Here is a 25,710-nt window from a genome sequence, read left to right as displayed (position 1 = left end):
AATTCATATATTACTATATCGACTCTAGGAGGTATTAACTATTAATATTTATAATAATCTAAACTTTCTGTATTCAATACTGTTTCTTCTGAAATACTGTGAGATATAAAATCATGAGAAGAATTAGTAAAGTCCCTATAAACTGATAGCCGCCAAAGGCAATTTTTAACCACCATACACTTGTGATGACAGCCATTAATGGCTCAAGACTACCTAATAAGCTTGACTCCTTTGGTGAAAGATAGTGCAAACTCGCAATATAAAACCAAAAAGCGAGCATTGTACCAAAAATAATGATAAAGAGAAAATAAGCAACGGTAGAAAATGTCCAACCTGATAGATCAATAGCCCAGGGTGGGTGGAAAATACTCATCACCAAACCACCGATAATCATCGACCAGCCGACAACTAGTAATGAATGGAATTGCTGTAAAAGTGGGACGGCATAAATGGTGTAAAATGCAACAGAAAGTCCAGATAAGGTACCCCACAACACAGCCATAAAAGGAACGGACAATGTCGAAAAGGAGCCGTTTGTTAATAATAAAAAGGTCCCCACAAGTGTCAGTGACACAGCAAGAGCATCCTGTTTTGTCAATGGACTTTGCTTCGTTACAAAGTAATAAGCCATGATAAATAGCGGTGCTAAATATTGCAATAATGTGGCTACAGCTGAATTACCAATGGCGATTGACATCATATATGTATATTGGACAGCAAGCATGCCGAGTAAGCTAAATAGAATTTGTCTAAATGCATGTTGCTTCGTGTGCCACATGACGAAAATGGATTCATGACGATGGGTCATTTTATAAATAGCTATCAGTAATAGACCGGCTAAAAGTAAACGACTAGAAACAAGCCAGCCGACTTCTATATGGTCCTGTTGAAACAGCCTTTGGGCAACAGTCCCTCCAATTCCCCAGAAGCTTGCTCCGAGAATAACTAGTAGCAAGCCAAGAGTACGTTTATTTTGGATTAGTTGATTCATCTGTTTACACCTCCCAAACTATCAATATAAGATGAGTATAAAGTGATTAAATGCAAATAAATATCGATTTAATCTAAAAAAATATCAATATATTGAGGTGATATAGATGCCTTTAACACATATCAAAGTAGCAAAGGATTTACAGGAATTAACCTTGCATGGAACAAAGGAATTTCCAGTTGCCTTGTATGAAACGGTTATGCGATTAGAAAGTATGGATTTTCTACCTCTCCATTGGCATAAAGAAATACAATTTGTTTTTATAAAAAATGGATGTGCACAGTATCGAGTAGGGACGGACGTTTTTGTATTGAAGCAAGGCGAGGGGCTCTTTATCAATGCTTCAGGATTACATGAAGCAAAACCTTATCAAATGGAACAAGCTGTGGTTTATTGTGTAAATGTGGATCCAATAGTAATGGGGGGACATGATGGCAGTATCTTTTTTACGAAATATGTCCAACCGTATATCACAAAAAATCGATTACCTTTTGTCAAACTAACAGGAGAGTTAGCACAGAAAGTAGCGACGATTGCGGAATTAATGCGAGAGCAAGCCGCATTTTTCGAGCTAAAGGTACGGAGAGAGCTTCTATTCATTTGGGAATCCATGCTGACCCAATCCTTGTTGACAGAACAAATGATGGACTCTTTCACTATTGTGCAGCATGAACGAGCAAAAGCTATGCTAGATTTTTTACATGCACATTATCAGCAGAAAATAGCATTAGAAGATTTAGCTAGCCATGTGTATATAAGTCGCGCTGAATGCAGTCGCTTTTTTAAGAAAATAGTGGGCATGACACCGTTTACCTATTTACGCCAATATCGATTGCGCAAAAGCATAGAATTATTGAGAGGCGATGAGCTATCTATAACAGAAATAGCGGTGGATACAGGCTTTAGTACGGTCAGTTATTATATTGAAAAGTTTAAAGAATACACTGGCTACCCACCACATGTTTATCGTAAGAAGTTTTTAAGTGTGAAAAATAATTGAACGTGAATAGAAAAAGGATAATCTTTTATACTCAAATGATATACAAGATTAACCATTTGGCATAAAGTAAAATTAATAGTTGAGAGGGGGCGTAGAGAATGATGGTCTTAAAAAGTAAGCAAAATATATGGCTCGCCTTATTATTAGTGGTATTAGCGAGTAATTATACACTCTATAACACTGGGTTTGGCACATCTATTTTACCCATCGAAACAAATGGTGTTGTCATGGGGTCATTGATTGACTTTATTTTGGTAATACCCGTGTTATATATGCTTTATAAAGGTAAATTTTCGTTAAAGCAGGCCATTCTATTAGCTGCAGCTGGCTGTATTGCTGCACGTTTTATCATCCCAATGGAACATCTTCAGCCTTATGTGGCAGTGACATGGGCTGGATTTGCGATTGAAGGGTCTATTATTCTATTAGAAATTGTTCTAGTGGCAACGCTTGTACGATACCTGCCAAAAATCCTAGGGGAAGTGCGTGGAAGCTCTTTGCCAGATCTCTTTTCATTTTCAAAGGCTGTAGAAAAACATGCACCCAAGCACCCTGTTATTCAGATGATTTGTGCGGATTTATTAGTGCTTTATTATGGTTTCGCGAGTTGGAGAAGACAAGAACGTCAAGGTTTAACATTGCATAAAAATTCGAGCTATATCGCTTTTCAGCTTATGATTATTCATGGGATTGCTATTGAAACGATTGGTATTCACTGGTGGCTACATGAAAAGTCAATGGTACTTTCCATTGTGTTGCTTATTATTAATATTTATTCAGTAATCTTCTTGCTTGCGGATATGCAGGCTATTCGTCTAAATCCTGTTTACGTAACAAATGATATATTGTACTTATCGCTTGGATTAATGAAACGCACTGAAATCCGTTTTGAGCATATTGCCGCAATCATTGAAGACAGGGAGCAATTAGAGGGGAAGTTATCAAAAGATACGATAGACTTTATAGCACGTGATTTTGGTGAGGCCTATCCACATTTCATTTTGAAAATGAAAGAGCCTGTGGAAGTAACGTTTATGTTAGGAATAAAGAAACGCTATAGTCAAGTAGCCATTAAAGCAGATCAGGCCCAAGAATTTAGACAAATGCTTGCACAAGGAATGGCAATGAGCCAACATCATTGAAAGCACTTATGATTGTCCTCTATATAAATAGCCAATGTTTTGTAAAAAGTATGATCAAAACGTTGGCTATTTTTTATTGATTGACTAGAAGAATTTACATAAAGAGACATTAATTTTGTTTGATGATTGTTAGGACTGCCTTTCTCCATAAATATATAACCATTATCATGGTGAAAATAGTTGGACTTTTAGTTCTTTTATTAGATTTTAATATAAATATCCAATTCAGATAGCGTGCAACTTTTATTAGTTAACAAAGGTCATAGTTCTTCATAATAAAATGAATATTTTCTCATGTATTTATAAAAGTAATGAATACTATTTAACCTAATTTTAACCTTCGAATTTTATAGTTTTATTGTACTAAAATAGGAGGAGTGTTAATTTTGAAGGTAGTTCCAACAAAAATTGCTGATTTACAGGAGGGTTTTGTTTTAGGGAAAGATTTATATGTTGAAAATCGTATGCTCATGAAAAAGGGAAGTGTATTAACAGCACGTATTCTTACATTATTAAAAAACCGCAATGTTCAACATGTATATATTGAAGTGCCAATAGACGAAGGGATCAATCAAATACAGTCTATTACAGAGCAACAGCAACAAAATCCTTTAGTATGTAGTGAATGGATTGAAATGCCTAAATTCCTGCAAGCACTCGCAGAGTTGAGCACAGAAAGACGATATGGCCATGCTTTAAAAAATATGGATGATATCGTATTTGTGCGTGATTTATTTGAAACGTATATGCAGAATCTAAACTATCGAAGGCTACTACAGACACTTAAAACATATGATGAATATACCTTTATGCATGCGATTGATGTATTTACACTCGCTACCTTATTTGCGAAAAAAGAAGGTATTTCCCATTTAAAGCACTATGCATTAGGCTTTTTATTTCATGATATTGGTAAATTAAATATTCCCTATGAAATTTTATCGAAAGAGGAGAAGCTAACTGTAGAAGAATTTGCTACGATGCAGAAGCATACACAGTTTGGCTATGATATATTAAAGGAAATTGGACTTGAATCCATTGCCTTTTTGGCAAAGTTACATCATGAACGAATTGATGGCTCGGGATATCCAGAAGGATTAGCAGAAAATGAGATTCCAAAGGAAGTGTTACTACTACAGCTGATTGATATCTACTCGGCCGTCACGATGAATCGTCCCTATAAACAGGAAATAGGTGCTGCCGAAGCAATGGCGACGATCTATAAAGAAAAGCATTTATTGGACGAAAAGCTTTTGGCTAAATTTGTTGATTTTATTGGTATTTATCCAGAAAAGTCCATTGTCCTTTTGTCAGATGGAACGCATGCTTTAGTAGAGCATGTCAATAATATGTTCCCACTTCTTCCTACGGTTAGGAGATTAGATACGAATACGATTTTTGATTTACCAGTAAATTTTCAACTTAAGATTGAGAAGCTTATTACATATTATGTGGAAACACCAGATCAATTGTTCCGAAAATTTTCTGAGTATTTAATAAAAGGCGAAGCGCATTTAATGGAGAAATATTATCATAAGCTAATTGAACTCCATACAACTTCCGAATGCATCACAAAAATTTATATTCCCGTATACCAAATTTTTGATGTACTTAAAGAACAAGTAATGTTAGAAAATGTACGAGTAAAGTTAAGAGGATTATTAAACAAGGCTATCCTTCAATTACGTAAAGGTTCGAAAACAAAGACCTCTGCCATCTTTCTAGTTGATCAAAATCTGCGAGCAAGTATTCCTTTCCTGTTACTAGAAGGTGTTTTCTATGTAAAGGAAATCTGTCCTATTATAATAGACACTACAACAAGTAAAGAGGAATTATTGAGAATTGCAGACTATTGTAAAGCGTCTGCTATCTGTTCATTCGAAGAGGAATATAACCCACTGATTGGTACAAACCGAAAACTGGAACTCTATCATATTACAACAAAGAAGTTAGATAGCCTGGTTTTTAGCTTCGCTGGATTATCAGTTAAACAAATGAATCTAAAGAAAGCATTGCAAAAATATAAAGCGGTTACAAAGATGATAAACAACTAGCAAAGAAGAGGAGAGATTGTGTGTGAATGATTGTATTCTTTTACTGTCTAGTCAAGATTGGCATCTACAGAGAATGTATATGAAGAAATTTAACAATCTGGTACTGGTAAAAAGTGTTCATCCTAATTCAGCAGAGACAAGAGCCAAACTGCAATATGAGTTTTCCTTGTTTTCGAATGAGCAAAATCCTTGGCTATTAAAGCCGATTGCCATGGATTATATAGATGATCAATATGCGATCATCTATGAAAACTTTAATGGAGTCCCCTTAAAGCAATTCAGTAACAACTTGATTTCTTTGCATCAATTTCTACAGATTGCCATTGACCTTGTCAATATTTGTATGAAAATGCAACAAAGTGATTTACTCTACCTAAACCTACATCCTAATCAAATCTTAATCAATCCTAATTCTTTAAAAATAAAGCTACTAAGCTCTGAATTTAGTACAAAATATGATGTAGAATCTCCAGTTGTGATTGAAAATCCCTATGAACGACTAGAGCAGCTTCCCTATTATGCACCAGAGCAAACGGGCAGACTTCATTTAGAGGTGGACTATCGGACTGATTTATATGCACTGGGGATCATATTTTATGAAATATTGGGTGGTCAATTACCTTTTCAAGCAAAGGATGCTGTGGATTTGATTTATGAAATCATCACAAAAAAACCAGAAGCATTGGTGAGTAGAGACAGTCATTATCATTCTTTAATTTGGGGAATTATTGAAAAGCTATTGGCTAAAAATCCAGCCGACCGTTATCAAAGTGCCATTGGTTTGAGAGAGGATTTGCTACATATCCAACAGAAACTTTTAGTAAACGAACCACTTGAAGATTTCCTGCTTGGTGAACAGGATTTGCATCTGAATATGGGACTGTCTACAAAGCTTTATGGGAGAGAATCGCAATTCGCAGAACTTTTTTCTATTTTTCGTCAAATTGCAAAAGGTGACAAAAAGATGGTTACTATTTCAGGACAAGCAGGATATGGAAAATCCAAGTTAGTTCAAGAACTAAAGGGTGAAATTGCGGCTGCAAAGGGCTATTTTATTACAACTAAGTATGAGCAGCTGCAATTAGAAAATGACTATACCATTGTAATCCATCCTTTAAGGAGTTTATTGAAATATATTTATATGGAAGGTGAAAAGTCTGTCCATTTATGGAAAAAATTATTTCAAGAGGTTAAATTAGTTGTGACAGATGAACTTATCCATCTATTACCTGAACTCAAATGGTTTGTGAAGGAGGAAGTACGCTTCCAAAAAGAAGTTCGCCAAAATACAAAACAGCTCCATTCCTATACGTTTATATCGATTCAAAAAATTTTATTAACATTTGCTATGCAAAAGAAACCCGTTATATGGTTTGTAGATGATTTGCATTGGGCCAATCAAAGTACGATTGACATTATGACTCAAATTTTTGAGCAACACCGAGCAGGATACTTTATGATGATTGGTACATTTCGAGTGAATGAGGACAGTACAGAGGAGGAAAATCAGCAAAGAACCACTAATTTTTTTAATGGTCATCAAATCCATTTATCCTTGCTTCAGGAACAACATGTTCAACAATGGTTGGAGGCGTCTTTCAATGCAGAGCCTCATACCATACAGGTCATTGCCAAGCAATTATTTAATTTGACCAAAGGGAATCCGTTATTTGTGAAAGAAGCGTTTCGTTCACTCCAGCAAGATAACACGATTTATTTTAGTGCAACAACAAAAGAATGGGAGTTTAATCGTAAGAAATTTAATTTATCCCGCTTAAATAACGAGCTACTTGCCTTTATTGAAACGAGAATGGCTAATTTAACAACAGAAGCCCATGAGATTTTACGAATTGTAGCATGTTTCGGTCAGCGCTTTGAATTTACAGATGTCTTAAAGCTTGTGTCCTTATCAGCCCAAGCGCTATTAAAACACCTGGAAACGCTTGTCGAAAATGGCTTTATTATTCCGTTAGATGCCCATTATAAATGGGCGAGTACGTTAGAGCATGAAGGGATTTTACATACATTTTCGACGAAATTCCAATTTGTCCACGATCGTATTCAACAAGTAGCTTACCACGATTTACCAGGTCAATTGCGTGCAAAATTGCATTATCAAATTGGCCAGCTTTTAACAGAGGGCTCTCAAATGGTTGCAGATCATGATCGCTTAAGCGAAATCGTCATGCATTTCAATTACAGTCGACACTTATTGACTGGGGAAGAAAAGCAAAAGTTGGCTATATGGAATTATCAACTTGGTATTGAAGCTAAAAGAATAGGGCTATTTGATAATGCGCTAAAATTTTTTACAACCAGTAAAGAACTATTGATGCCTGATCATTGGGGGACTAGGAGAGAACAGTCCGTTAAATTATATGCTAATTTAGGTGAATGTGAATATATAACTGGCCACTATGAACAATCGGAAACGCATTTAACAGAAGCTTTGCAGCATTCGGAGACTGTGTTAGAAAAGCTAATGATTAACAATTTAAAAACGGTATTATACATCGAGTCTGATAATCCAACTATCGGCCTAGAAGCAGGCTTGGCAGGTTTACAAGTTGCAAATGTGAAAATTTCCGCATATCCGAAAAAGTCACAGCTTCTAAAAGAGTATCTATTGTTGAAATTTGCATTGCGACATATGTCTGACCAAGATTTGTTGCAGCATCCCCCAACGAATAGTAAAGAAATTGATATTTTGATTCATTTAATTGTTAATATGACGGCAAGTGCTTTCCTATTAAATCCTAACTTGACAGGCATTCTTTTGATGAAAGGGCTGCGTCTACAGTTGAAGTATGGTGCTACATCGAAAAGCGGTATGGTATTGATTAATTATGCCCTGCTTTTAAATGCGGGTTTTGCCAATATAAAAGAAGCCACTCGCTTTGGAAAACTTGCCATCATTGTTGCAGATACGCAAGAAAGTATGTATATCAAGGGACATACCTATTATGTGTATGGGGTGTTTATCAGTCATTGGACAGAGCCCTATGAAGCCAGTATTCAATACATCAACGAAGCTCAAGCAAAAAGCCAAGAGCTCGGCTTATATCATTTAGTATCCTCAGCATCCTGCTTTGTAGTCGCTATACGACTTATTCAAGGTGTTTCCCTAGAGGATTTACAGCAGGAAATTAGACGACAACAAGAGGAATTTTCTGTTCATGCAAGTACCTTATCGATTGACTTTTTAGCCGAAATGGGGAGATGGGTGAATATCCTCCGCTCGCCACACCATCCTGTACAATGGGCTTATCCCATCACAATACAGAATCAGCCTGCTATTAAAATGATGCATTATTCAGTACGTTTACAAATGTCATTTTTATTAGGGGATGAAGAGCAAGGGAAAGCGATTCTGACAGAATTAAAGGAGCTAAGTAAGGAAACCTATACATTACCAATCACCACAGTTTATTATTTTTATCGTGCCATGTGGCAATTTCATTTTCTGCATCGCCAAAATGGTCAGGTACAAGAGCAGAGGTTGTTTTTAGCTGACATACGTCAAAGCCTAAAGAAATTTAAGAAATGGGCGATGTATTCTTCAGAGAATTATGAGCACCTCTATGCTTTATTAATGGCGGAGAATTGCCGTTTCAACAACAACGACAAAGACGCTGAGCTCTATTATGACCGAGCAATACAATTAGCAAGAATGAACGGTTTTGTCCAGGATACAGCACTAGCATATGAGCGAGCGGCAAATTATTATCTCAGAAAACAGCAAGAGAAAACGGCAAGACATTATATACTAAGTGGTATTCAAAATATTGAAACATGGGGAGCCGAAACAGTTGCTAGAAGATGGGCAAGAGATTATCAAGTGCATCGTCAACTGGAAAGTCAGAGTAGAGAATCACTCACGTTTGATATGATGACGGTTTTTGAGACGACGCAATCTTTTGCAACAGCCATTCGTATGGAAGATTTACTGCATAAAATATTGTTTTCTCTGTTAAAGCATGTAGGAGCAGATAGTGGCTATTTTATTCATAAACAGCAGCAGCAATTATTGGTGTTAGCAAAGGCGGAAGCTGCGGAAAAAACATTTACTATGTATGATCAACAAAGAATGGAGAATTTTAATGCTAATATGCAATCGATTATACGCTATGTTTTTAATAGTAAAGAGCATGTGATTATCGACAATGCACAAAAAACGCAGCATCCTCATTGTTCCTATTCAACGGCTAAATCTATTCTTTGTCTACCGATTATCCATCAAAATGAAATTATTTCGATATTGTATTTTGAGCATACATTAATGACGAATGCCTTCCATCCATCTCATGTTCAGTTATTGAAAGTGATCGCTGCTCAAATTGCCGTTTCTTTTGAGAATGCGCAAATATATGGAGATTTAGAAAAACGTGTTCAGTTACGTACTAAGGAGTTAGATGAGACGAATCGGCATTTGACAAAAATGAATGAACGTTTAGAAAAAAATGAACTGGAACGTAAAAAACTCTTGCATAGTATCTCCCATGAATTACGCTCCCCGTTAACCTCGACATTAGGGTATATAGAATTAATGCTAGAGGGTGTGATCGTAGATGCAGTGGCCAGAGAGAAATATTTAATAAGAAGTAAAGAACGGCTACTAGCATTAAATAGCTTAATACAAGATTTGTTTGATTTAGCGAATCTAGAAGCTGGTAGAGCAGAATTTTCTTTTACAGAGGTACAGGCGAAGGAATTATTTCTGCAAATGGCATCCCGTTATGAGGATGAAGTGAAACAATCAGGATTAACCTACAGTGCGCACTTTTATGGTCAGGAAGAAGCTCAGCTACTGATTGATAAAACGCGAATCAATCAAGTGATTGAAAATATCATGACCAATGCAATGAAATATACATCAAGTGGTGGCATTCAATTGTCCATACATGTAGAGGACAAGCATTTGATATGTTCGATAGCTGATAGTGGCATAGGTATTGCTGAGAGTGATCTTCCCTTTATTTTCGACAGCTATTATCGAGCAACTAACATCCATGAAGCACATTCACACGGCATTGGCTTAGCTATCTGTAAACAAATTGTTCACCAGCACAATGGCGAGATTTTTGTTGAAAGTCTTGAAAATGAAGGAAGCATATTTAGCTTTACATTACCACTAGTTAAGGTATTGGTGAAAAATTAACAAGGGGGTGGTGAGCGTTTTCTTCCTACTCACCACTCTCTTTTTTATAGACGAATTGGTAGCCAAAACCTCTCACTGTTTGAATCCATTTCGGTTTTGAGGGGATATCTTCAATTTTACGACGAAGAGTACTTATATGGACAGATACGGTTTTCAAATCAGTGACACCATCATAGCCCCAAACATGATCAATGAGTTGATCAACACTAATCACTTGATTTGCGTGCTCAATTAGAAAAAAGAGGAGCAGCTTCTCCTTCGTAAATAAATTTACAAGCTGTCCATCCTTATAAACATTTTTCTCATCTAAATGGATGGACAAATTATCAATATGTACAATGTTACTTTTCTTTGATGGGTTTCTTCTTTTTAAATTTGCTTGGACACGGGCCAATAATTCTTTTGGAATAAATGGCTTTGTCATATAATCATCTGCACCAACCTCAAAGCCCTCAAGCTTCTGTTCGATTAGATGATTGACGGTCACAAAAATGATAATGGCATCCGACACATCACGGATTTTTTTGGCTAACTCGAAGCCTGTACCATCTGGTAAATTAACATCTAACAAGATTAAATCAGGTTGTTGCGTGACAGCGAGATGCCAGCCACTGGATAGAGTGGATGCCTTTACTACGCTATAGTTAGCATTAGCTAGCGTAAGCGATAAAACCTCCATAATATCTATATCATCTTCCACTATTAAAATTTTCTCGTTCGACATATCTATCAATCACCTTCCTCTTTTAAATATACCAACTTTTGTCTAGGATGGGAAAGAGAAGGCTTAGGACTTGCGTGATTTTAAAATCTGCAATCACCCGTAGGTCAAAGTAATCATGTGGGTTTGCTATAAATGAACAAAGACTTCAATTTCCCACTAGAAAATGAAGTCTCCAAGAAATTAATCGAGGTGTGCGATAGCATTGAGTAGATCATCACGGATGGCCGCCCAAAATTGCTGTTGAACAGTATCACTGTAAGTATAAAGCTCTTTATGCTGAATATGATCATAGATAGCAGCAATATCTTCTTGATGAAAAGAGAGCCGATGGTTTAATACCTCTCGTTCTTCTTCAATACAAAATAGTTTATAAATATCGGAGAGGCGCTCAAACTTTGCTAATTTTTGTGTCATCGTTTCATATTGTATTTGATGAAAACGTCCTACCGCAGAAGTCATGGAAATTTTTGCTCGATGCTCTGCTTGTAATGTGCGAAACTCCTCCTGAAGAATGGCCACACGATACCAAAATTCATAACGATGCGGTAATTCTCTTAGTTCATAGGTAAGTAATGCTTTTAAAATTGAATGTACTTGTTCATATGTATCGATGATCTTTTCTGGTTCTTTAAAAATGCCAAACATACTACCACCCCCATGTAGTTTAATACTACGAGTGAAGTTTAAAATCCTTTAAAATCTTCATAATAATCGATAGGGAGAACTGACTAATTATTGAAACCTTGCCTAAGTAGTTACGTAAAGATTTACAAGGGGGTGAGTCAATGTATGAATATAAATTTGTACAAACACATTTAGGTAGCTTTTTTCAGGAAGCTACACATCAGCAAACAATCGAAGAATACGCTAAGCAAGGTTGGCGTTTAGTGCAAGTATTGCCGATTGCCTATAATGGACATGGAAAACCAACAGACTATGAAATCATTTTTGAGAGATTAATAGAATGACTATTAAGGAACGCTAGATTCTTGCCATAAATGGTGGGAGTTTAGTGTTTTCTTATTTTAATACATAATTTGCTGTTTTTATTAAGAAAAATAGTGTATTCAGAAAAATATAGAAATAGCATTTACAAAACAAAAATATATGTGTTAACTTAAATAGTGTTAATGGTTAACTTAAAAAGGGGGAGGTTAACAATGCAACATTTTTGGGTTGTCGGTACAGATACGGATGTTGGGAAAACAATTGTCACCACAATGTTGATGTGTCATTTACAAAAACAAGGTTTGAAAGTTTCACCATACAAGCCTGTGCAAACAGGAGAGCTATACGAAAATGGTTGTGGCTATTATCACGATACAGCCATGTATGAAAAGTATTCCTTACAAAAGCTTCAACAAGAGCACCTCAATAGCTATTCATTTAGAGAAGCTGCATCACCACATTTTGCTGCGCAACTGGAGGGGCAGCAAATTGATGTCAAAGAGCTATTATTGCGTATTCAATTATTACAAGCATCCTATGATGTCGTGATATGTGAGGGAGCGGGTGGACTCTTTGTTCCATTTACTGCTCCAAATGGTATGACATTGCTTGATGTCATCGTTAGTAGCAAGCTGTCAGTAGTGCTTGTCACAAGGACTTCTCTTGGGACGATCAATCACACATTGTTAACAATGGAGGCTTTGCGCTCTCGTCAAATCGACATTCTTGGCATGGTGTTTAATGGAGACACGGGCAGCAGCATGGAACAAGATAATATAAAAACAATTTTACAGTACCATCCTGTGCCCTATGCGATTATTCCACAGCTACAGGATCTATCACAGCTAATGGATTATGCCATGACACATACCACACTGTTTGAAAGGCTTTTTAACTATGAAACAAGCATTAACTGATTTACAGGTAAGAGATTTACGTCATGTTTGGCATCCATGCTCGCAAATGAAGGACTATGAAGCATTTCCACCAATCGTCATAAAAAAGGGGCAGGGCGTATGGCTTTATGATGAGCATGATCAGCGTTATTTGGATGCTGTATCATCTTGGTGGGTTAATTTATTTGGCCATGCCAATCCGCGCATTAGCCAAGCTTTAAGTGAGCAAGCATTTACATTAGAGCATACGATCTTTGCTAATTTTACACATGAACCAGCCATACAGTTAGCTGAAAAATTAACAGCGCTAGCACCCAAGGGATTACATAAAGTCTTTTTTGCCGATAATGGCTCATCTGCCATTGAAGTGGCTTTGAAAATGAGCTTTCAATACCATATGCAGACAGGGAAACCAGCGAAAAAGCGCTTCCTCGCCCTGACAGATGCCTATCATGGAGAAACCATTGGTGCTTTATCGGTAGGAGGGGTAGGCCTTTACAATGAAGTATACCAGCCTCTGTTATTAGATACGGTTCGTGCCGAAGGGCCAGATTGTTTCCGCTGCCCATTTCAGGAAGACCCAGCAAGCTGTAATGCGCCATGTAGTCAATTTATCGAGGAACAGCTGCAAGCTCATCATGAGGAAATTACAGCAGTTATTATCGAACCATTAATTCAGGCTGCTGCAGGTATGAAAATGTATCCACCTGTCTATTTACAGCGCTTACGAGCATTGTGCTCACACTATGATGTGCACTTTATTGCAGATGAAATTGCTGTAGGTTTTGGTCGGACTGGTACATTGTTTGCCTGTGAACAAGCGGACATCACGCCAGATTTTATGTGCTTATCCAAGGGGCTAACAGGTGGTTATTTACCATTATCTGTTGTCTTAACAACGGAGCAAATCTATCAAGCTTTTTATGATGATTACGGAACAATGAAGGCTTTTTTACATTCGCATAGCTATTCAGGCAATACATTAGCCTGTCGTGTGGCACTTGAAGTGTTAACGATGTTTGAAGAGGAACAAGTGATGGAGATGATTCAGCACAAGGGACAACAAATGCGAGCGTTAGCCATGGAAGCTTTTCGTAATATGCCTTATGTGGGTGAATACCGGCAAGTTGGTTTAGTGGGAGCGATTGAACTTGTAGCGAATCAATGGACAAAGGAAGCGTTCGCCAGTGAGGAACGTATCGGTTATCAAATTTATCAACGGGCTTTAACAAAAGGCTTACTAATCAGACCGCTCGGCAATGTTTTGTATTTTATGCCACCTTATATTATTTCTGAAGAGGAAATGTCATTTATGATTCAGACAACGAAAGAGACAATCGAACAATTTTTCCAGGACAGGGGGGCTCAGGTTGGTTAAGCGTCATCAGACATTAGCACTTGTCATGATCGCCATGTTTGCTGCTCTAACAGCGATCGGAGCGTTTATTAAAATCCCATTGCCTATCGTACCTTTTACATTACAAATTGTTTTTGTATTTTTAGCAGGATGTTTGTTGGGTAGTCGGAATGGTTTTTATAGTCAACTTGTCTATATCGGTGTGGGCTTAATAGGGTTGCCCGTTTTTACACAGGGTGGTGGTATCACGTATGTCTTACAGCCAACATTTGGTTATCTGATTGGCTTTGCCATAGCAGCCTATGTAATTGGATTCATCATTGAAAGGATAGAGACACCAACGAAAAAGCATTTTATTGCGGTAACGATTATAGGGCTGGTCATTATTTATGCTGTGGCCGTTCCTTATTTATATGTAGCATTGAATTTCTGGTTAGATATGAAATCAAGCTGGTCACATGTTTTTGTTGTCGGCTTTTTAAGTAGTATTGTCGCTGATTTTTGCTTAGCTATCACATCAGCGCTATTAGCTGAGCGATTGTATAAAGTATTTCAGTCGGCAAGAAATGTGAAATTTTCACGCGTAGAGGGGGAGAATGTAATATGAATTATTACCAACTAGCTCAAGAAGTAATTGCTGGCAAAATCATTAGCAATGAAGAGGCACTTGCCATATTAAATAGCGAGGATGATGCGCTATTACAGCTTATGGATGGTGCTTTTACGATTCGTCGGCATTATTATGGGAAAAAAGTAAAATTGAATATGATTATGAACGCCAAAAGCGGTTATTGCCCGGAGGATTGTGGCTATTGCTCCCAATCCTCTAAATCAACGGCTCCTATTGAAAAATATCCCTTTATTACAAAAGAGGAAATTTTAGCAGGTGCCAAACGAGCGTTTGACAATAAGATTGGGACGTATTGTATTGTAGCCAGTGGTCGTGGGCCAACACGTAAGGATGTCAATGTCGTGAGTGAGGCAGTTACTGAAATTAAAGAAAAATATGGCTTGAAGGTTTGTGCCTGTCTTGGCTTATTAAAAGAAGAACAGGCACAGCAATTAAAGGAAGCGGGGGTGGATCGTTACAATCATAATTTAAATACATCTGAACGTCATCATTCCTTCATCACGACCTCACATACATATGAGGATCGTGTCAATACGGTGGAGATCGTGAAAAAGCATGGAATTTCACCTTGCTCTGGTGCCATTATTGGGATGAAGGAAACGAAGGAGGATGTTGTCAATATAGCGCGCGCCCTCCATCAATTAGACGCGGATTCTATTCCTGTAAACTTTTTAAATGCAATTGATGGGACAAAGCTAGAAGGAACAAAGGACTTAAACCCACGCTATTGTTTAAAGGTTTTAGCGTTATTCCGCTACCTCAATCCTACAAAGGAAATCCGTATTTCGGGTGGTCGTGAAATCAATTTAGGCTCGCTTCAGCCACTTGGTCTCTATGCTGCTAATAGTATTTTTGTAGGCGATTATTTAACAACAGCAGGACAAGAAGCGAATAGTGACTATCGCATGTTGGAGGATTTAGGTTTCGAGATTGAATTAACGCAAAAGCAAGAAGAAGTATTATGTTAAGCTTATGAAATAAAAATCTACTACTACAGCAAAACCGTACTTTTGTACGGTTTTTTGCTGTAAGTGGATAGAAATTGAAAAGTGGTGGTTAGACAGTGAAAAATAGTGGATAAAAATTAAAAAGTAACGGATAGACCTGGCATCACTGGCTGTTTATATACCTATAAAATCAAGGTTTTCACAAATTGTTCAATGAAAGCGTTTTGAAATTGAACAGTTTGTGAAGACCTTCACATAAAGCTTTCTTTTTGAAAAAATCAGCGTAAAATAAGTATCAAGTAAGGAATTGTTATAAAACAGTTGACGAGACGTAGCATAAATTTTGGTGGTTGTTATATTACAAAAATAATGAATGAAGGGAGCTTTTCATATGTGGGTTATTACAGTTTTTGATAAGAAGGATGTTCGAATTTTTGAGTATACGAACAAAAATGAGGCAACAGAAGCTTTAGCAAAATTCAAGAAAAATGCCGTTTTAACGTATACAAAATAAGTTGCTGAAGAAACAGCCCTCTATCGACAGAGGGCTGTTTTTTTAATGCACAACAATCGAAACAGCACTGTACAGTAATAAAAGTGCCATGATGATGTTAAACGGTTGTCGATATTGCTGTAGAACCTTTTGAAAAACGGAGCCACATAACGCCCAACTAAATGTACTGATTACACCTACTAGAGCTAAAAATAAAGAGAAAAGGAGATAGCTTATGTAGGATGAGTAGTAGGGTAGGATGTAAGTTGCGACAACAGTAAGACCAAATAAAATACCTTTTGGGTTAATAAATTGAACGAACGCGCCTACAAAAAATAGGTTTCGTTTTTCTTCTTCGTTGTCGTGATCCTCTAATTCTTTGCTTGTTAAAATTTTATAAGCCAGGTACAGCATATAGCCTACACCAAATATGGTTAAGGGTAATTTAATGGCAGGCAAGATGTTTAACATGACCGTGTTAAAAAAGCTACTTAGACCAATAATGATGAAAAAACCAATCCCTACGCCTAAACAGAATGGAATCGTTTTCGATAAGCCATATTGTTTAGCAAAAACCATCGCCATAAAATTATTAGGGCCAGGTGTAAAACTTGTAATGATGATAAATAGTAAAAAGGAAAATACAGGCAAATCAATCACCTCTTTCAAGTTGTATGATATAATGTCCGAAATAGACAGTATAACGTCGGTCATTTTATTATACGAAATGTGCGCTATATTGTACATACAAGGAGGGCTTTTGGATGGAAGAAATTCATCTAGTCTTTGCAAGAAATTTAAAGGCAATTCGAGAAAGGGAAAAGTTAAGCTTAGAGAAGGTTTCGCAGCTTAGTGGCGTGAGTAAAACGATGATTGGTCAAATTGAAAGGGGAGAATCCAGTCCAACTTTGACAACGATTTGGAAAATTGCAAATGGATTAAAGGTTTCATTTACAGAGCTTATTCATCATCCCCAACCTGAGACGGAGGTTATTCGCAGTAAAGATATTCAAGTATTGAAGGAGGATCATGGCCGGTATATTGTTTACCCTCATTTTCCATTCCAAAAGGATAGTCGCTTTGAAATTTATACAATCGAAATCAAACAAAATGGGACGTTAGATGCTGAGGCACATCGAGAAGGAACGGAGGAATATCTAACCGTTTTCGAGGGAGAATTACTCATTCGTATACAGGATCAGGATTATCGATTGACAAGTGGGGATGCCATCCGATTTAAGGCAGACCGTCCACACACATATAGCAATTCAGGTAGTACAGTAACACGGCTTAGTATGTCTATTTACTACCCACGTTAAAAAACCGTATAAGCGCTTTTATAAAGCGTTTATACGGCTTAGTGTTGAAAAACAAAACAGTCAATTGAAAGATAGAAATGGATTTCCGTTGCAGGCTACTTGCTTTCCTGTGGGCGAGCGCCGAATCGCTTCCTCCGCTACCGCTCCGTGCAGGGCTTCGCCTGTCTCGCGATCCCACGGGAGTCAAGTAGCCTTCCACTTCAACCCACTGACTTTTTAGCAAAGGTTTTCAAATAAAGTGAAGGTGCTCACTACTCTTTATGAAGAGGTGTTGTCACGCATCACTTCTCCACACTGAAAATAAGAGCTTATCCCCGTTAAGAATACAGATAATGGGCGATTTGATCGCTATGCTACTATGAAAAAAGTAAAGACACTTTGCAGCATGGTTGATTGGAGAGGAGCCAGCTTCACTCCTAGGGGATTTAGCGTCACAGAGGAGACCCTGGAGCGAACGGAAGTGAGTGAAGCGGCTCATCGGACGCCCCCTGGAAAGGTCGCTGGCGGAACGGAAATCAACCCCTCACTTGCAAAGTTGCTTTTTCTGCCGTTGACATCATCTTTTTTCAACAACATGCCGTATAAGCGCTTCTATAAAGCGTTTATACGGCTGCTATTTTTATAAAATACTAGCTAAACGTTTAATCCCCTCGCGGATCACTTCAGGTGTAGCATTTGTATAGTTTAGGCGCATTGTATTCACATTCGTTTTTGATGTATAGAATGGGTCACCAGGCACAAAGGCAACCTTTTGTTCCATTGCTTTATGGAAAAGATCAAGGGCTGGTGTACCGTCCTTCATTGTTGCCCATATGAACATTCCACCTTCAGGTCGTGTATATTCAACATGGGCAGGGAAAAACTCTTGCATCGCATTTAGCATCGCATCTGATTGATTTTTATATAAAGCGATAATTTTCTTTACATGTTCCGCGTAATCATTACTTGCTAAATAATCGTAGATGACATATTGCGAAAAAATATTTGTATGAAGATCTGACGCTTGCTTCGCTGTTTCAATATGCTGTAAAAGCTCTTTGTTTTTCGTGATGATAAAGCCAAGACGCATACCAGGTGTGACCGTTTTAGAGAAAGAACCTAGTAAAATACTATTTTCTAATTTACCAGCACCGATATATGGAAGCGGCTCTCCTTGGAAACGTAGCTCTCCATATGGATCATCCTCAATTAAAGCAACATCGTATTTTGCCACTATTTCATAAATTTGTTCACGCTTTTCTTTCGAATATGTGAGCCCTGTTGGATTTTGGAAGTTTGGCACTGTATAAATGAATTTTACATTTGGTTGTTGTAGGGCACGCTCTAACTCTTCTAGATTAAGACCATCGTTTTCAAGTGTAACCCCATGGAAAGTTGGCTCCGCTAAAGTAAAGGCTTGAATGGCTCCTAGGTAACCTGGCTCTTCGATGATAATGCCATCGCCTTTATTGATAAGTACTTTACCAATAAGTTCAAGTGCTTGCTGTGAACCTGTTGTAATAAAGACATCATCAGCATGTACATCAAGTCCATGCACACGTTGATATTTCGCGGCAATATATTCACGCAATGGTGCATAACCCTGTGTTGACGAATATTGAAATAGTTTGCTGCCATTTACCGTAATGGCATGGTCTACGGATGCTCTCAATGCATCAATAGGGAAAGAGATGGGGTTTGGAAGCCCACCTGCAAAGGAAATAACGTCCTCCGCATCTGTTACTTTCAAAATATTTCGAATAAATGAGGATGGTGTTTTTAAGATTCTTTCAGAATATTGCATAATAATCGGTCCTTTTTTTCTGATTTTTTAAAAATTATATCATTGTCATCGTGTGCATACAATATTATCATTGTATGCAAGACAATTAAACTATTGTATGCAAATTAAGAGAAAGAAGGGCCTAGTGAATGCCTATTAATTCATTTGACGAGTATCCAATGAGTTGGAAGCCGGATATTAGCAATATTTCTGCTCCATTATATATAGCCATTGCACATCAGCTTGAGCAAGATATCAAGGATGGAAAGCTAGTACCTGGCACAAAATTGCCACCCCAACGAGAATTAGCTGATTTTTTAGATGTGAATTTGAGTACGATTACGCGAGCCTTTAAGCTTTGTGGTCAAAAAGGATTAATCTATGCCTCGATTGGCAGCGGTACATTTGTTTCAACAGATGCGGCTAGCAATAAAATGTTACTACCAACTAACCATGCCACACCTATCATTGAAATGGGCTCGGTTCTACCAGATAATTTTGTGAATGAAGACATTACACGCTTTATGAAAAAGATGATGAACGAACCTAGTTTTAGCATGCTATTTCAATATGGCAGACCTGAGGCCAATGCATGGCAAAATGAAGCCGTGATGAAGCTTCTCGAATTGGTGAATTTTCAAACAGATCAGCCTATTCTTCTAGGAGCAGGTGGACAAAATGCCATTGTGGGAACCCTCGCTGCTTTATTTCAGCCAGGCGACCGCATTGGTACAGATCCGATTACCTATGCCGGCATTAAAACAGCTGCAAATATGCTCGGTATCCAGCTTGTAGCTATCCAGCAATGTCAGGGTGAAATGACAAAAGAAGGGTTACTATATGCTTGTAAAAATGAGCATATCAAAGGAATTTATGTGATCCCTGATTTTCATAACCCAACGACTCATACGATGTCAGTGGAAACAAGAAAAATGATTGCAGACGTGGCAAGACAGAAGGATTTGCTGGTGATTGAAGATGCTATCTATAGCTTTCTCAAGGAGCAGCCGCTTGCTCCGATTGCTTCTTATGCACCTGATAAGGTAATTTACATTGCTAGCCTATCTAAAACGCTTTCACCTGGTTTACGATTATCCTTCCTTGTGACACCTCCTGCGCTTCGGAAAAAAATAATGGAGACGCTCTATAATATTAATATTTCCGTTTCTCCTATCATGCTGGAGCTTGCAGCAAGGTTAATCCATGAAGGAGTGGCCCAAACGATATTAGAAAAGCACCGAGCATATGCCAAGCAGCAAAATGCGCTTGTCGATCAGTATTTAGGGGATTATCACATTTTAGGGGATGAGGAATGTATTTTTAGGTGGCTACAATTGCCAGACAAGTTTACGGGTGTTCAATTTGAATTGTTGGCTTCGAAAGTTGGTGTACAAGTTTATGCGGCAGAACGCTTTGCTGTAGGGAATACGAAGCCTGTCAATGCCGTTCGTTTAGCCATTGCGGCGCCAGAATCTCAACTTGAACAAGCTTTAATGATTTTAAAGGACCTTCTCGAAAGTAATGGTGATTACGCATTTGTTGATTAAAGGGGATGAAAGGTATAATAAAGCTAAGATAGGATAGAGGTGATGTACATGACACATAAAGGGCGCGTTATTTTACATGTGGATATGAATAGTTTCTATGCTTCGGTGGAGCAAGCGCATGATCCAAGTTTAAAGGGTAAGCCAATCGCGATTGCAGGGAACCCAAAGGAGCGGCGTGGCATTTTAGTAACTTGTTCATATGAAGCAAGGGCGCTAGGCATTTATACAACTATGACTGTTCATGAAGCGAAGCGAAAATGTCCTGAGCTATTGTTATTACCTCCAGATTTTCAAAAGTATCGTCAAGCATCTAAAGAAATGTTCACCATTCTTCGAAGCTATACACCATTAGTAGAGCCTGTTTCGATTGATGAGGGCTACTTGGATGTGACTGAGTTAAGCAAGGAACGACATGCCTTAAGTATTGCCCAGGAAATACAAGCGCGCATTTTAGCTGAGCTGGATTTACCTTGTTCCATCGGTATTGCACCGAATAAATTTTTAGCAAAAACAGCGTCTGATATGAAGAAACCGATGGGGATTACTGTACTAAGAATACGGGATATTGAACAGCAGTTGTGGCATCGTGAGGTTGTCAGTATGCATGGGATTGGAGCAAGTACAGCTAAAAAATTAAATGCACAAGGCATATTTACGATAGGTGATTTAGCTAAGACAGAAGAATTTAAAATGAAGCAAATCTTAGGAAAGAATGGGGTACGACTTCGAGCAAGGGCCAATGGTGTGGATCAGCGCATGGTCGATCCAGAGGCAATCTTTGATACGAAAAGCGTTGGGAATTCAACAACATTACCAGAAGATGTAACAGATGTTCGTACACTTCATAAAACGATTGAAGGTCTATGTAAGAAAGTGGTGGAGCGTCTTGATGCCAAGCGCTTAGCGGGTTCCACTGTCAGCATCCAAATTCGTGATGCTGATTGGCATAATCATACGCGTTCAAAAACAATGTCCAATGTCCTTTATCGTTATGAAGAAATTTACGACATTGCTTGTACATTATTTGATAAGCATTGGGATGAATCTCCTGTAAGATTACTAGGTGTAACAGTTTCCAATGTGGTGGATAGAAAAGATTATTCACAGCAATTATCGATTTTTGATTTTCAAGAGCATGCGAAAGATGAACCGATTCTCAAGCTTGTCGATGAAATGGAGGGGCGGTTTGGCAAGGGGATTATCAAACGTGGTGTAGATTTAGGGAAACGTTCGTCCTATCAATCACAAACAAGCTTTAGTAAAGATTTCTTAGATGACCATGAGATGGAATGAAAGTGGGGGTATCTATGCAATACAAGGAGTATGGGGATGCTCATCATCCTTTAATGATGTTTATTCATGGAGGGGGCGTTGGAGGCTGGATGTGGGATCAACAAATTCAGCATTTTGCCCATTTCCATTGTGTTATACCAGAGCTAATGTCAGACGATCCATTTTCCATTGAACATAGTGCTAAAGAGCTTCTGCTGCTTATTGAGGAAAAAGCCAATGAGAAGCCTGTTATCGTGATTGGTTTCTCATTAGGAGCGCAGATCGCTATTCAAATGCTAAGTCTAAAACCGAGTTTAATCGATTATACCATCATCAATAGTGCGCTTGTGATACCCTCTCCTACTGTAGAAAGGATGCTTCAACCGTTTATTCGGCTGTCCTTTCCGCTTATAAAAAATAAAGCATTTGCGAAACTTCAAGCGAAAACCCTCTACATTCATGAGGATTATTTTGAACGTTACTATCAAGAGAGTGCCACGATGAAGGTAGATACATTGATTCAAATTTTGCGAGAAAATATGTTATTTTCCATTCCACCTGATTTTCACAAAGCCCAAGGAAAGATTTTAATAACAGTGGGAGACAAAGAGAAAAACAACATGAAAAAATCCGCTAAAGCACTTGTGCGAAATCATCCACATAGCAAGGGTGTGCTATTGAAGAACATCGGTCATGGCGTATCATTAGCCCAGCCTGCATTTTTTAATCGCTTTGTAGAGAATTGGATTAAGGATGGTCAATTACCTGAGGGGACAGTTATTGAGTAGGGAAACTCCATTACGAATCGTCATCCATAATGGAGTTGATGTATTGATTATTGAAAATAGTGAGGATATAAATCTTGATGCTGCAATACCCATTCCTTCATCTCGATGATCATGTCTTCGTAGCTAGGGACAACAAATGAGAAGTCATTTCTTGTATTTATTAATGTTTTATTGACATTGACGAGCTGATGAGGAAGAATTTTTATTCTGTTGTTGAGGAAGTGTTTATTCAATAAATGAAGCAGATCATGTTTAGAAATAGTTGTCGTATTTACGAGATGATAGAGTCCTGTTAAATCTTCTTGGGCAGCGCGTTCAATGGCTTTAGCTAATGTAAGTGTTGTTACTCCCGTCCAAATAGCACCCGAATAGCCATATACGGAGCTTTTTTGTTGCATAAACCAATTGAAGAGTCCGATGCCATCCTTTTTTAAATCAGGGCCAATGATCGAGTTACGAAATGTTATGTGCTTGTTGTCATTCACTTCTCCCAATCCTTTTGTGCGGTCATAAAAGGTTTCCCCGTCCCGTACACTTTCTTCATAGTAGGGAGCATTTTTACCAGAAAATACGCAATCGGTACTTAGATGAATGAGTTTTGTTTGTCGATTTTCTAGGAGAGATACAATGGCATGCGGTAAATAACTATTCAGTAAAATGCTTTGGGCTGGATGAGCCTCACAAGCATTGTTTAAAACACCAATACAATTAATGACGACATCTACATCATTGTCTAGTAGTAGCGACCTTAAGAAATGGGCGTCCGTCACATCACCGGTTCTATTATTGCCATAGGGAAAAGGGGTTCTAGAGTAAGTTGTTACATCATGCCCTTGTTCACATAAATAGGTGGCAATGGTGTGGCCAGCCATACCTGTAGCACCGAGTACTAAAAATTTCATGGCTTTCCTCCTGTCCAATGAAGGAGCTCTTCTTGTATAAGAGGCAATGTTAAGAGCTTTTCTTTGATGTCAGCCACACTTAATTGTTGTGTATTGTTCGAGTTATATTCATCCGTTAATGTAATTTTTGGAGAGCCCTCATCGAGGTATTTTCCATAATTTAAATCCCGATTATCCGCTGGGATTCGATAGAAATGACCCATATCAATAGCTTTTGCCGCTTCTTCCTTTGTACATAATACTTCATACATTTTTTCCCCATGTCGTGTTCCGATAATTTGCATGGCATTGTTCGCTTGAAAGATCTCAAGTAAAGCCTGTGCTAAATTTTCTATCGTGGCAGCAGGTGATTTTTGCACCATAATATCCCCATTCTGAGCATGTGAGAATGCGTACAATACTAATTCTACCGCTTCCTCAAGGCTCATCATAAAACGTGTCATATGAGGGTCCGTAATCGTTAAAGATTTCCCAGCCTTTATTTGCTCGATGAATAATGGGATGACCGAGCCTCGTGAAGCCATGACATTGCCGTATCTAGTGCCACAAATCAGGGTTTGGTGAGGATCAACCATTCGCGACTTCGCAATAAACGTTTTTTCCATCATCGCCTTGGATATGCCCATCGCATTGACAGGGTAGGCAGCCTTATCTGTTGAAAGGCAAATGATTTTCTTGACGCCAGCTTGAATGGCGGCTGTTAGGACATGATCTGTTCCTAAAATATTGGTTTTCACAGCTTCTAAGGGGAAAAATTCGCAGGAGGGAACTTGCTTGAGAGCGGCGGCATGGAATACATAGTCAACATGATACATAGCATTATGAATGCTTTGAATGTCACGGACATCCCCGATATGAAATTTGATTTTACTATGCTGATAGCGTTTCCGCATATCATCTTGCTTTTTTTCATCCCTTGAAAAAATACGAATTTCCTTGATATCCGTATTTAAAAATCGCTTTAATACGGCATTCCCGAAAGAGCCAGTGCCGCCAGTAATCAATAATATTTTATCTGTAAACATGGTATGTTTCGTTACACCTCCTGCACGCTATTATTTCAATCCTCTTTGATGTAGATCACATTCCGAGTTTTCTCTCGGGTAGTTGTACCAGTAAGCAAATTCATTAGTATATTTACTTGTCGGATTTTTATCCATCAGGGCGCAATTAAAATCCCAATCTCCTGCAATATCTTTGCGTATTGTAAATTTCGCATCTCCAATTAAACTTTTCCGGATAATTTTAAATTGTCCAGGTAAGGAGTAGCGGTTGGATTCGTCTTTAATAAAAGCAAAGCCATTCTTAATAATCATGTTGTAATAGTAAATATCAAATGTACCATCCACTTGTGCTAGTACATTGCGAATGGCGGGTAAATAGTGGTCATCACTATCGATGATGGCTATATAATCTCCTGTCGCTTCTGCAATGCATCGATTATAGGCAACACTCGCACCTAAATTCGTTGGGTGAACGATGATTTTTAAAGCTGCACAGTTTGTCTGATAGTCCTGTAAAATGGCTAACGTATTGTCTGTAGAGCCATCATCCACCACGATAATTTCATAGGCATATTCTTTAGGAATACTATCAAGCATCGTTAAAATCCATTCTTCGCTATTAAATGCAGGTGATAAAAAACTAATCTTCATCTGATCCCTCCATTCTATGTGCATTAGTAGAGTTGTTCTATGTGACTGAGTAGATTCTTTAATACAATATGCGTAGACGTAGTGCTACTGTAGGCAATTGCTTGTTTTAGGAAGTTTTTAAGAG

The 25,710-nt window shown here is 38.0% G+C and carries 22 protein-coding genes; 14 read left to right on the top strand and 8 right to left on the bottom strand.

The genetic code is table 11. The features are described 5' to 3' along the window. Positions 1-73 precede the first annotated feature (73 nt). The gene (locus MHB65_RS14945; protein ID WP_342440894.1) at positions 74-991 is read right to left on the bottom strand and encodes a DMT family transporter; all 918 of its coding nucleotides are present in this window, start codon (positions 989-991) and stop codon (positions 74-76) included. Between the two features lie 106 nt (positions 992-1,097). Here MHB65_RS14945 and MHB65_RS14940 point away from each other — a divergent pair, with 106 nt between their 5' ends. The 4 genes from MHB65_RS14940 (at position 1,098) to MHB65_RS14925 (ending at position 10,345) form a co-directional block, all read left to right on the top strand. Next, complete coding sequence (locus MHB65_RS14940) at positions 1,098-1,991, top strand: helix-turn-helix domain-containing protein (protein ID WP_342440893.1); 894 nt, start codon at positions 1,098-1,100, stop codon at positions 1,989-1,991. A gap of 98 nt (positions 1,992-2,089) precedes the next feature. Continuing rightward, on the top strand, positions 2,090-3,133 hold the full coding sequence (locus MHB65_RS14935) for a beta-carotene 15,15'-monooxygenase (protein WP_342440892.1): 1,044 nt from the start codon (positions 2,090-2,092) through the stop codon (positions 3,131-3,133). Positions 3,134-3,519: 386 nt separating this feature from the next. Beyond that, the gene (locus MHB65_RS14930; protein WP_342440891.1) at positions 3,520-5,187 is read left to right on the top strand and encodes an HD domain-containing phosphohydrolase; all 1,668 of its coding nucleotides are present in this window, start codon (positions 3,520-3,522) and stop codon (positions 5,185-5,187) included. Positions 5,188-5,209: 22 nt separating this feature from the next. Further along, on the top strand, positions 5,210-10,345 hold the full coding sequence (locus tag MHB65_RS14925; RefSeq protein WP_342440890.1) for an ATP-binding protein: 5,136 nt from the start codon (positions 5,210-5,212) through the stop codon (positions 10,343-10,345). Positions 10,346-10,370: 25 nt separating this feature from the next. Here the strand turns inward: MHB65_RS14925 and MHB65_RS14920 are convergent, their stop codons facing one another. Together MHB65_RS14920 and MHB65_RS14915 are read right to left on the bottom strand one after the other, a co-directional pair. After that, complete coding sequence (locus MHB65_RS14920; RefSeq protein WP_342440889.1) at positions 10,371-11,069, bottom strand: response regulator transcription factor; 699 nt, start codon at positions 11,067-11,069, stop codon at positions 10,371-10,373. Between the two features lie 180 nt (positions 11,070-11,249). After that, positions 11,250-11,714, bottom strand: coding sequence for a hypothetical protein (locus tag MHB65_RS14915; RefSeq protein WP_342440888.1), 465 nt, complete (start codon positions 11,712-11,714; stop codon positions 11,250-11,252). 140 nt (positions 11,715-11,854) lie between these two features. Here MHB65_RS14915 and MHB65_RS14910 point away from each other — a divergent pair, with 140 nt between their 5' ends. From MHB65_RS14910 to MHB65_RS14885, 6 genes are all read left to right on the top strand, one after another. Further along, the gene (locus tag MHB65_RS14910) at positions 11,855-12,037 is read left to right on the top strand and encodes a DUF4177 domain-containing protein (protein WP_205444204.1); all 183 of its coding nucleotides are present in this window, start codon (positions 11,855-11,857) and stop codon (positions 12,035-12,037) included. Between the two features lie 192 nt (positions 12,038-12,229). Continuing rightward, positions 12,230-12,934, top strand: coding sequence for a dethiobiotin synthase (gene bioD, locus MHB65_RS14905; protein ID WP_342440887.1), 705 nt, complete (start codon positions 12,230-12,232; stop codon positions 12,932-12,934). Next, complete coding sequence (gene bioA / locus MHB65_RS14900) at positions 12,915-14,291, top strand: adenosylmethionine--8-amino-7-oxononanoate transaminase (RefSeq protein ID WP_342440886.1); 1,377 nt, start codon at positions 12,915-12,917, stop codon at positions 14,289-14,291. The genes bioD and bioA overlap by 20 nt, the downstream gene beginning before the upstream one ends. Then, positions 14,284-14,877: a biotin transporter BioY gene (locus MHB65_RS14895; RefSeq protein WP_342440885.1), complete on the top strand. Its 594-nt coding sequence runs from the start codon at positions 14,284-14,286 to the stop codon at positions 14,875-14,877. Before bioA ends, MHB65_RS14895 begins: the two co-directional genes overlap by 8 nt. Continuing rightward, positions 14,874-15,869, top strand: coding sequence for a biotin synthase BioB (bioB, locus tag MHB65_RS14890; protein WP_205444198.1), 996 nt, complete (start codon positions 14,874-14,876; stop codon positions 15,867-15,869). The genes MHB65_RS14895 and bioB overlap by 4 nt, the downstream gene beginning before the upstream one ends. Positions 15,870-16,239: 370 nt before the next feature. Then, positions 16,240-16,362: a hypothetical protein gene (locus MHB65_RS14885; RefSeq protein ID WP_255358819.1), complete on the top strand. Its 123-nt coding sequence runs from the start codon at positions 16,240-16,242 to the stop codon at positions 16,360-16,362. A gap of 42 nt (positions 16,363-16,404) precedes the next feature. Here the strand turns inward: MHB65_RS14885 and MHB65_RS14880 are convergent, their stop codons facing one another. Continuing rightward, positions 16,405-16,992, bottom strand: a complete 588-nt coding sequence (locus tag MHB65_RS14880; RefSeq protein ID WP_342440884.1) for a LysE family transporter — start codon at positions 16,990-16,992, stop codon at positions 16,405-16,407. 113 nt (positions 16,993-17,105) lie between these two features. Between MHB65_RS14880 and MHB65_RS14875 the strand changes: the two genes are divergently transcribed. Beyond that, positions 17,106-17,660, top strand: coding sequence for a helix-turn-helix domain-containing protein (locus MHB65_RS14875; protein WP_342440883.1), 555 nt, complete (start codon positions 17,106-17,108; stop codon positions 17,658-17,660). A 619-nt stretch (positions 17,661-18,279) separates the two neighbouring features. Here MHB65_RS14875 and MHB65_RS14870 read toward each other — a convergent pair. Then, positions 18,280-19,443 (bottom strand): PLP-dependent aminotransferase family protein, encoded by a 1,164-nt coding sequence (locus tag MHB65_RS14870; RefSeq protein WP_205444195.1) that lies wholly within the window; start codon positions 19,441-19,443, stop codon positions 18,280-18,282. A gap of 128 nt (positions 19,444-19,571) precedes the next feature. Here MHB65_RS14870 and MHB65_RS14865 point away from each other — a divergent pair, with 128 nt between their 5' ends. Genes MHB65_RS14865 through MHB65_RS14855 form a run of 3 tightly spaced genes read left to right on the top strand, consistent with a single transcriptional unit; the run spans position 19,572 to position 23,029 of the window. Further along, positions 19,572-20,969 (top strand): PLP-dependent aminotransferase family protein, encoded by a 1,398-nt coding sequence (locus tag MHB65_RS14865; RefSeq protein ID WP_342440882.1) that lies wholly within the window; start codon positions 19,572-19,574, stop codon positions 20,967-20,969. Between the two features lie 48 nt (positions 20,970-21,017). Continuing rightward, on the top strand, positions 21,018-22,262 hold the full coding sequence (locus tag MHB65_RS14860) for a DNA polymerase IV (protein ID WP_342440881.1): 1,245 nt from the start codon (positions 21,018-21,020) through the stop codon (positions 22,260-22,262). A 14-nt stretch (positions 22,263-22,276) separates the two neighbouring features. Beyond that, entirely contained in the window at positions 22,277-23,029 is a 753-nt protein-coding gene (locus MHB65_RS14855; protein ID WP_342440880.1) for an alpha/beta hydrolase, read from the top strand. Between the two features lie 47 nt (positions 23,030-23,076). Here the strand turns inward: MHB65_RS14855 and MHB65_RS14850 are convergent, their stop codons facing one another. The 3 genes from MHB65_RS14850 to MHB65_RS14840 are packed head-to-tail and all read right to left on the bottom strand — an operon-like array spanning position 23,077 to position 25,586. Next, positions 23,077-23,931: a sugar nucleotide-binding protein gene (locus MHB65_RS14850; protein WP_342440879.1), complete on the bottom strand. Its 855-nt coding sequence runs from the start codon at positions 23,929-23,931 to the stop codon at positions 23,077-23,079. Next, entirely contained in the window at positions 23,928-24,956 is a 1,029-nt protein-coding gene (locus MHB65_RS14845; protein WP_342440878.1) for a polysaccharide biosynthesis protein, read from the bottom strand. Before MHB65_RS14845 ends, MHB65_RS14850 begins: the two co-directional genes overlap by 4 nt. A 30-nt stretch (positions 24,957-24,986) precedes the next feature. Continuing rightward, positions 24,987-25,586 (bottom strand): glycosyltransferase family 2 protein, encoded by a 600-nt coding sequence (locus tag MHB65_RS14840; RefSeq protein WP_342440877.1) that lies wholly within the window; start codon positions 25,584-25,586, stop codon positions 24,987-24,989. Between the last annotated feature and the right edge of the window lie 124 nt (positions 25,587-25,710).

Source organism: Lysinibacillus sp. FSL K6-0075, from assembly GCF_038592945.1.
GTDB classification, from domain to species: Bacteria; Bacillota; Bacilli; order Bacillales_A; family Planococcaceae; genus Lysinibacillus; species Lysinibacillus fusiformis_F.
Note: the sequence above shows the minus strand (reverse complement) of the source record. Positions and strands in the feature narration are given on the sequence as shown.

Coding starts and splice junctions, on each gene's coding strand:
- MHB65_RS14940 (WP_342440893.1), top strand. CDS start 1,098: ATGCCTTTAACACATATCAAAGTAGCAAAGGATTTACAGGAATTAACC.
- MHB65_RS14865 (WP_342440882.1), top strand. CDS start 19,572: ATGCCTATTAATTCATTTGACGAGTATCCAATGAGTTGGAAGCCGGAT.
- MHB65_RS14910 (WP_205444204.1), top strand. CDS start 11,855: ATGTATGAATATAAATTTGTACAAACACATTTAGGTAGCTTTTTTCAG.
- MHB65_RS14870 (WP_205444195.1), bottom strand. CDS start 19,443: ATGCAATATTCTGAAAGAATCTTAAAAACACCATCCTCATTTATTCGA.
- MHB65_RS14885 (WP_255358819.1), top strand. CDS start 16,240: ATGTGGGTTATTACAGTTTTTGATAAGAAGGATGTTCGAATTTTTGAG.
- bioA (WP_342440886.1), top strand. CDS start 12,915: ATGAAACAAGCATTAACTGATTTACAGGTAAGAGATTTACGTCATGTT.
- MHB65_RS14855 (WP_342440880.1), top strand. CDS start 22,277: ATGCAATACAAGGAGTATGGGGATGCTCATCATCCTTTAATGATGTTT.
- bioB (WP_205444198.1), top strand. CDS start 14,874: ATGAATTATTACCAACTAGCTCAAGAAGTAATTGCTGGCAAAATCATT.
- MHB65_RS14840 (WP_342440877.1), bottom strand. CDS start 25,586: ATGAAGATTAGTTTTTTATCACCTGCATTTAATAGCGAAGAATGGATT.
- MHB65_RS14850 (WP_342440879.1), bottom strand. CDS start 23,931: ATGAAATTTTTAGTACTCGGTGCTACAGGTATGGCTGGCCACACCATT.
- MHB65_RS14875 (WP_342440883.1), top strand. CDS start 17,106: ATGGAAGAAATTCATCTAGTCTTTGCAAGAAATTTAAAGGCAATTCGA.
- MHB65_RS14915 (WP_342440888.1), bottom strand. CDS start 11,714: ATGTTTGGCATTTTTAAAGAACCAGAAAAGATCATCGATACATATGAA.
- bioD (WP_342440887.1), top strand. CDS start 12,230: ATGCAACATTTTTGGGTTGTCGGTACAGATACGGATGTTGGGAAAACA.
- MHB65_RS14845 (WP_342440878.1), bottom strand. CDS start 24,956: ATGTTTACAGATAAAATATTATTGATTACTGGCGGCACTGGCTCTTTC.
- MHB65_RS14860 (WP_342440881.1), top strand. CDS start 21,018: ATGACACATAAAGGGCGCGTTATTTTACATGTGGATATGAATAGTTTC.
- MHB65_RS14945 (WP_342440894.1), bottom strand. CDS start 991: ATGAATCAACTAATCCAAAATAAACGTACTCTTGGCTTGCTACTAGTT.
- MHB65_RS14935 (WP_342440892.1), top strand. CDS start 2,090: ATGATGGTCTTAAAAAGTAAGCAAAATATATGGCTCGCCTTATTATTA.
- MHB65_RS14920 (WP_342440889.1), bottom strand. CDS start 11,069: ATGTCGAACGAGAAAATTTTAATAGTGGAAGATGATATAGATATTATG.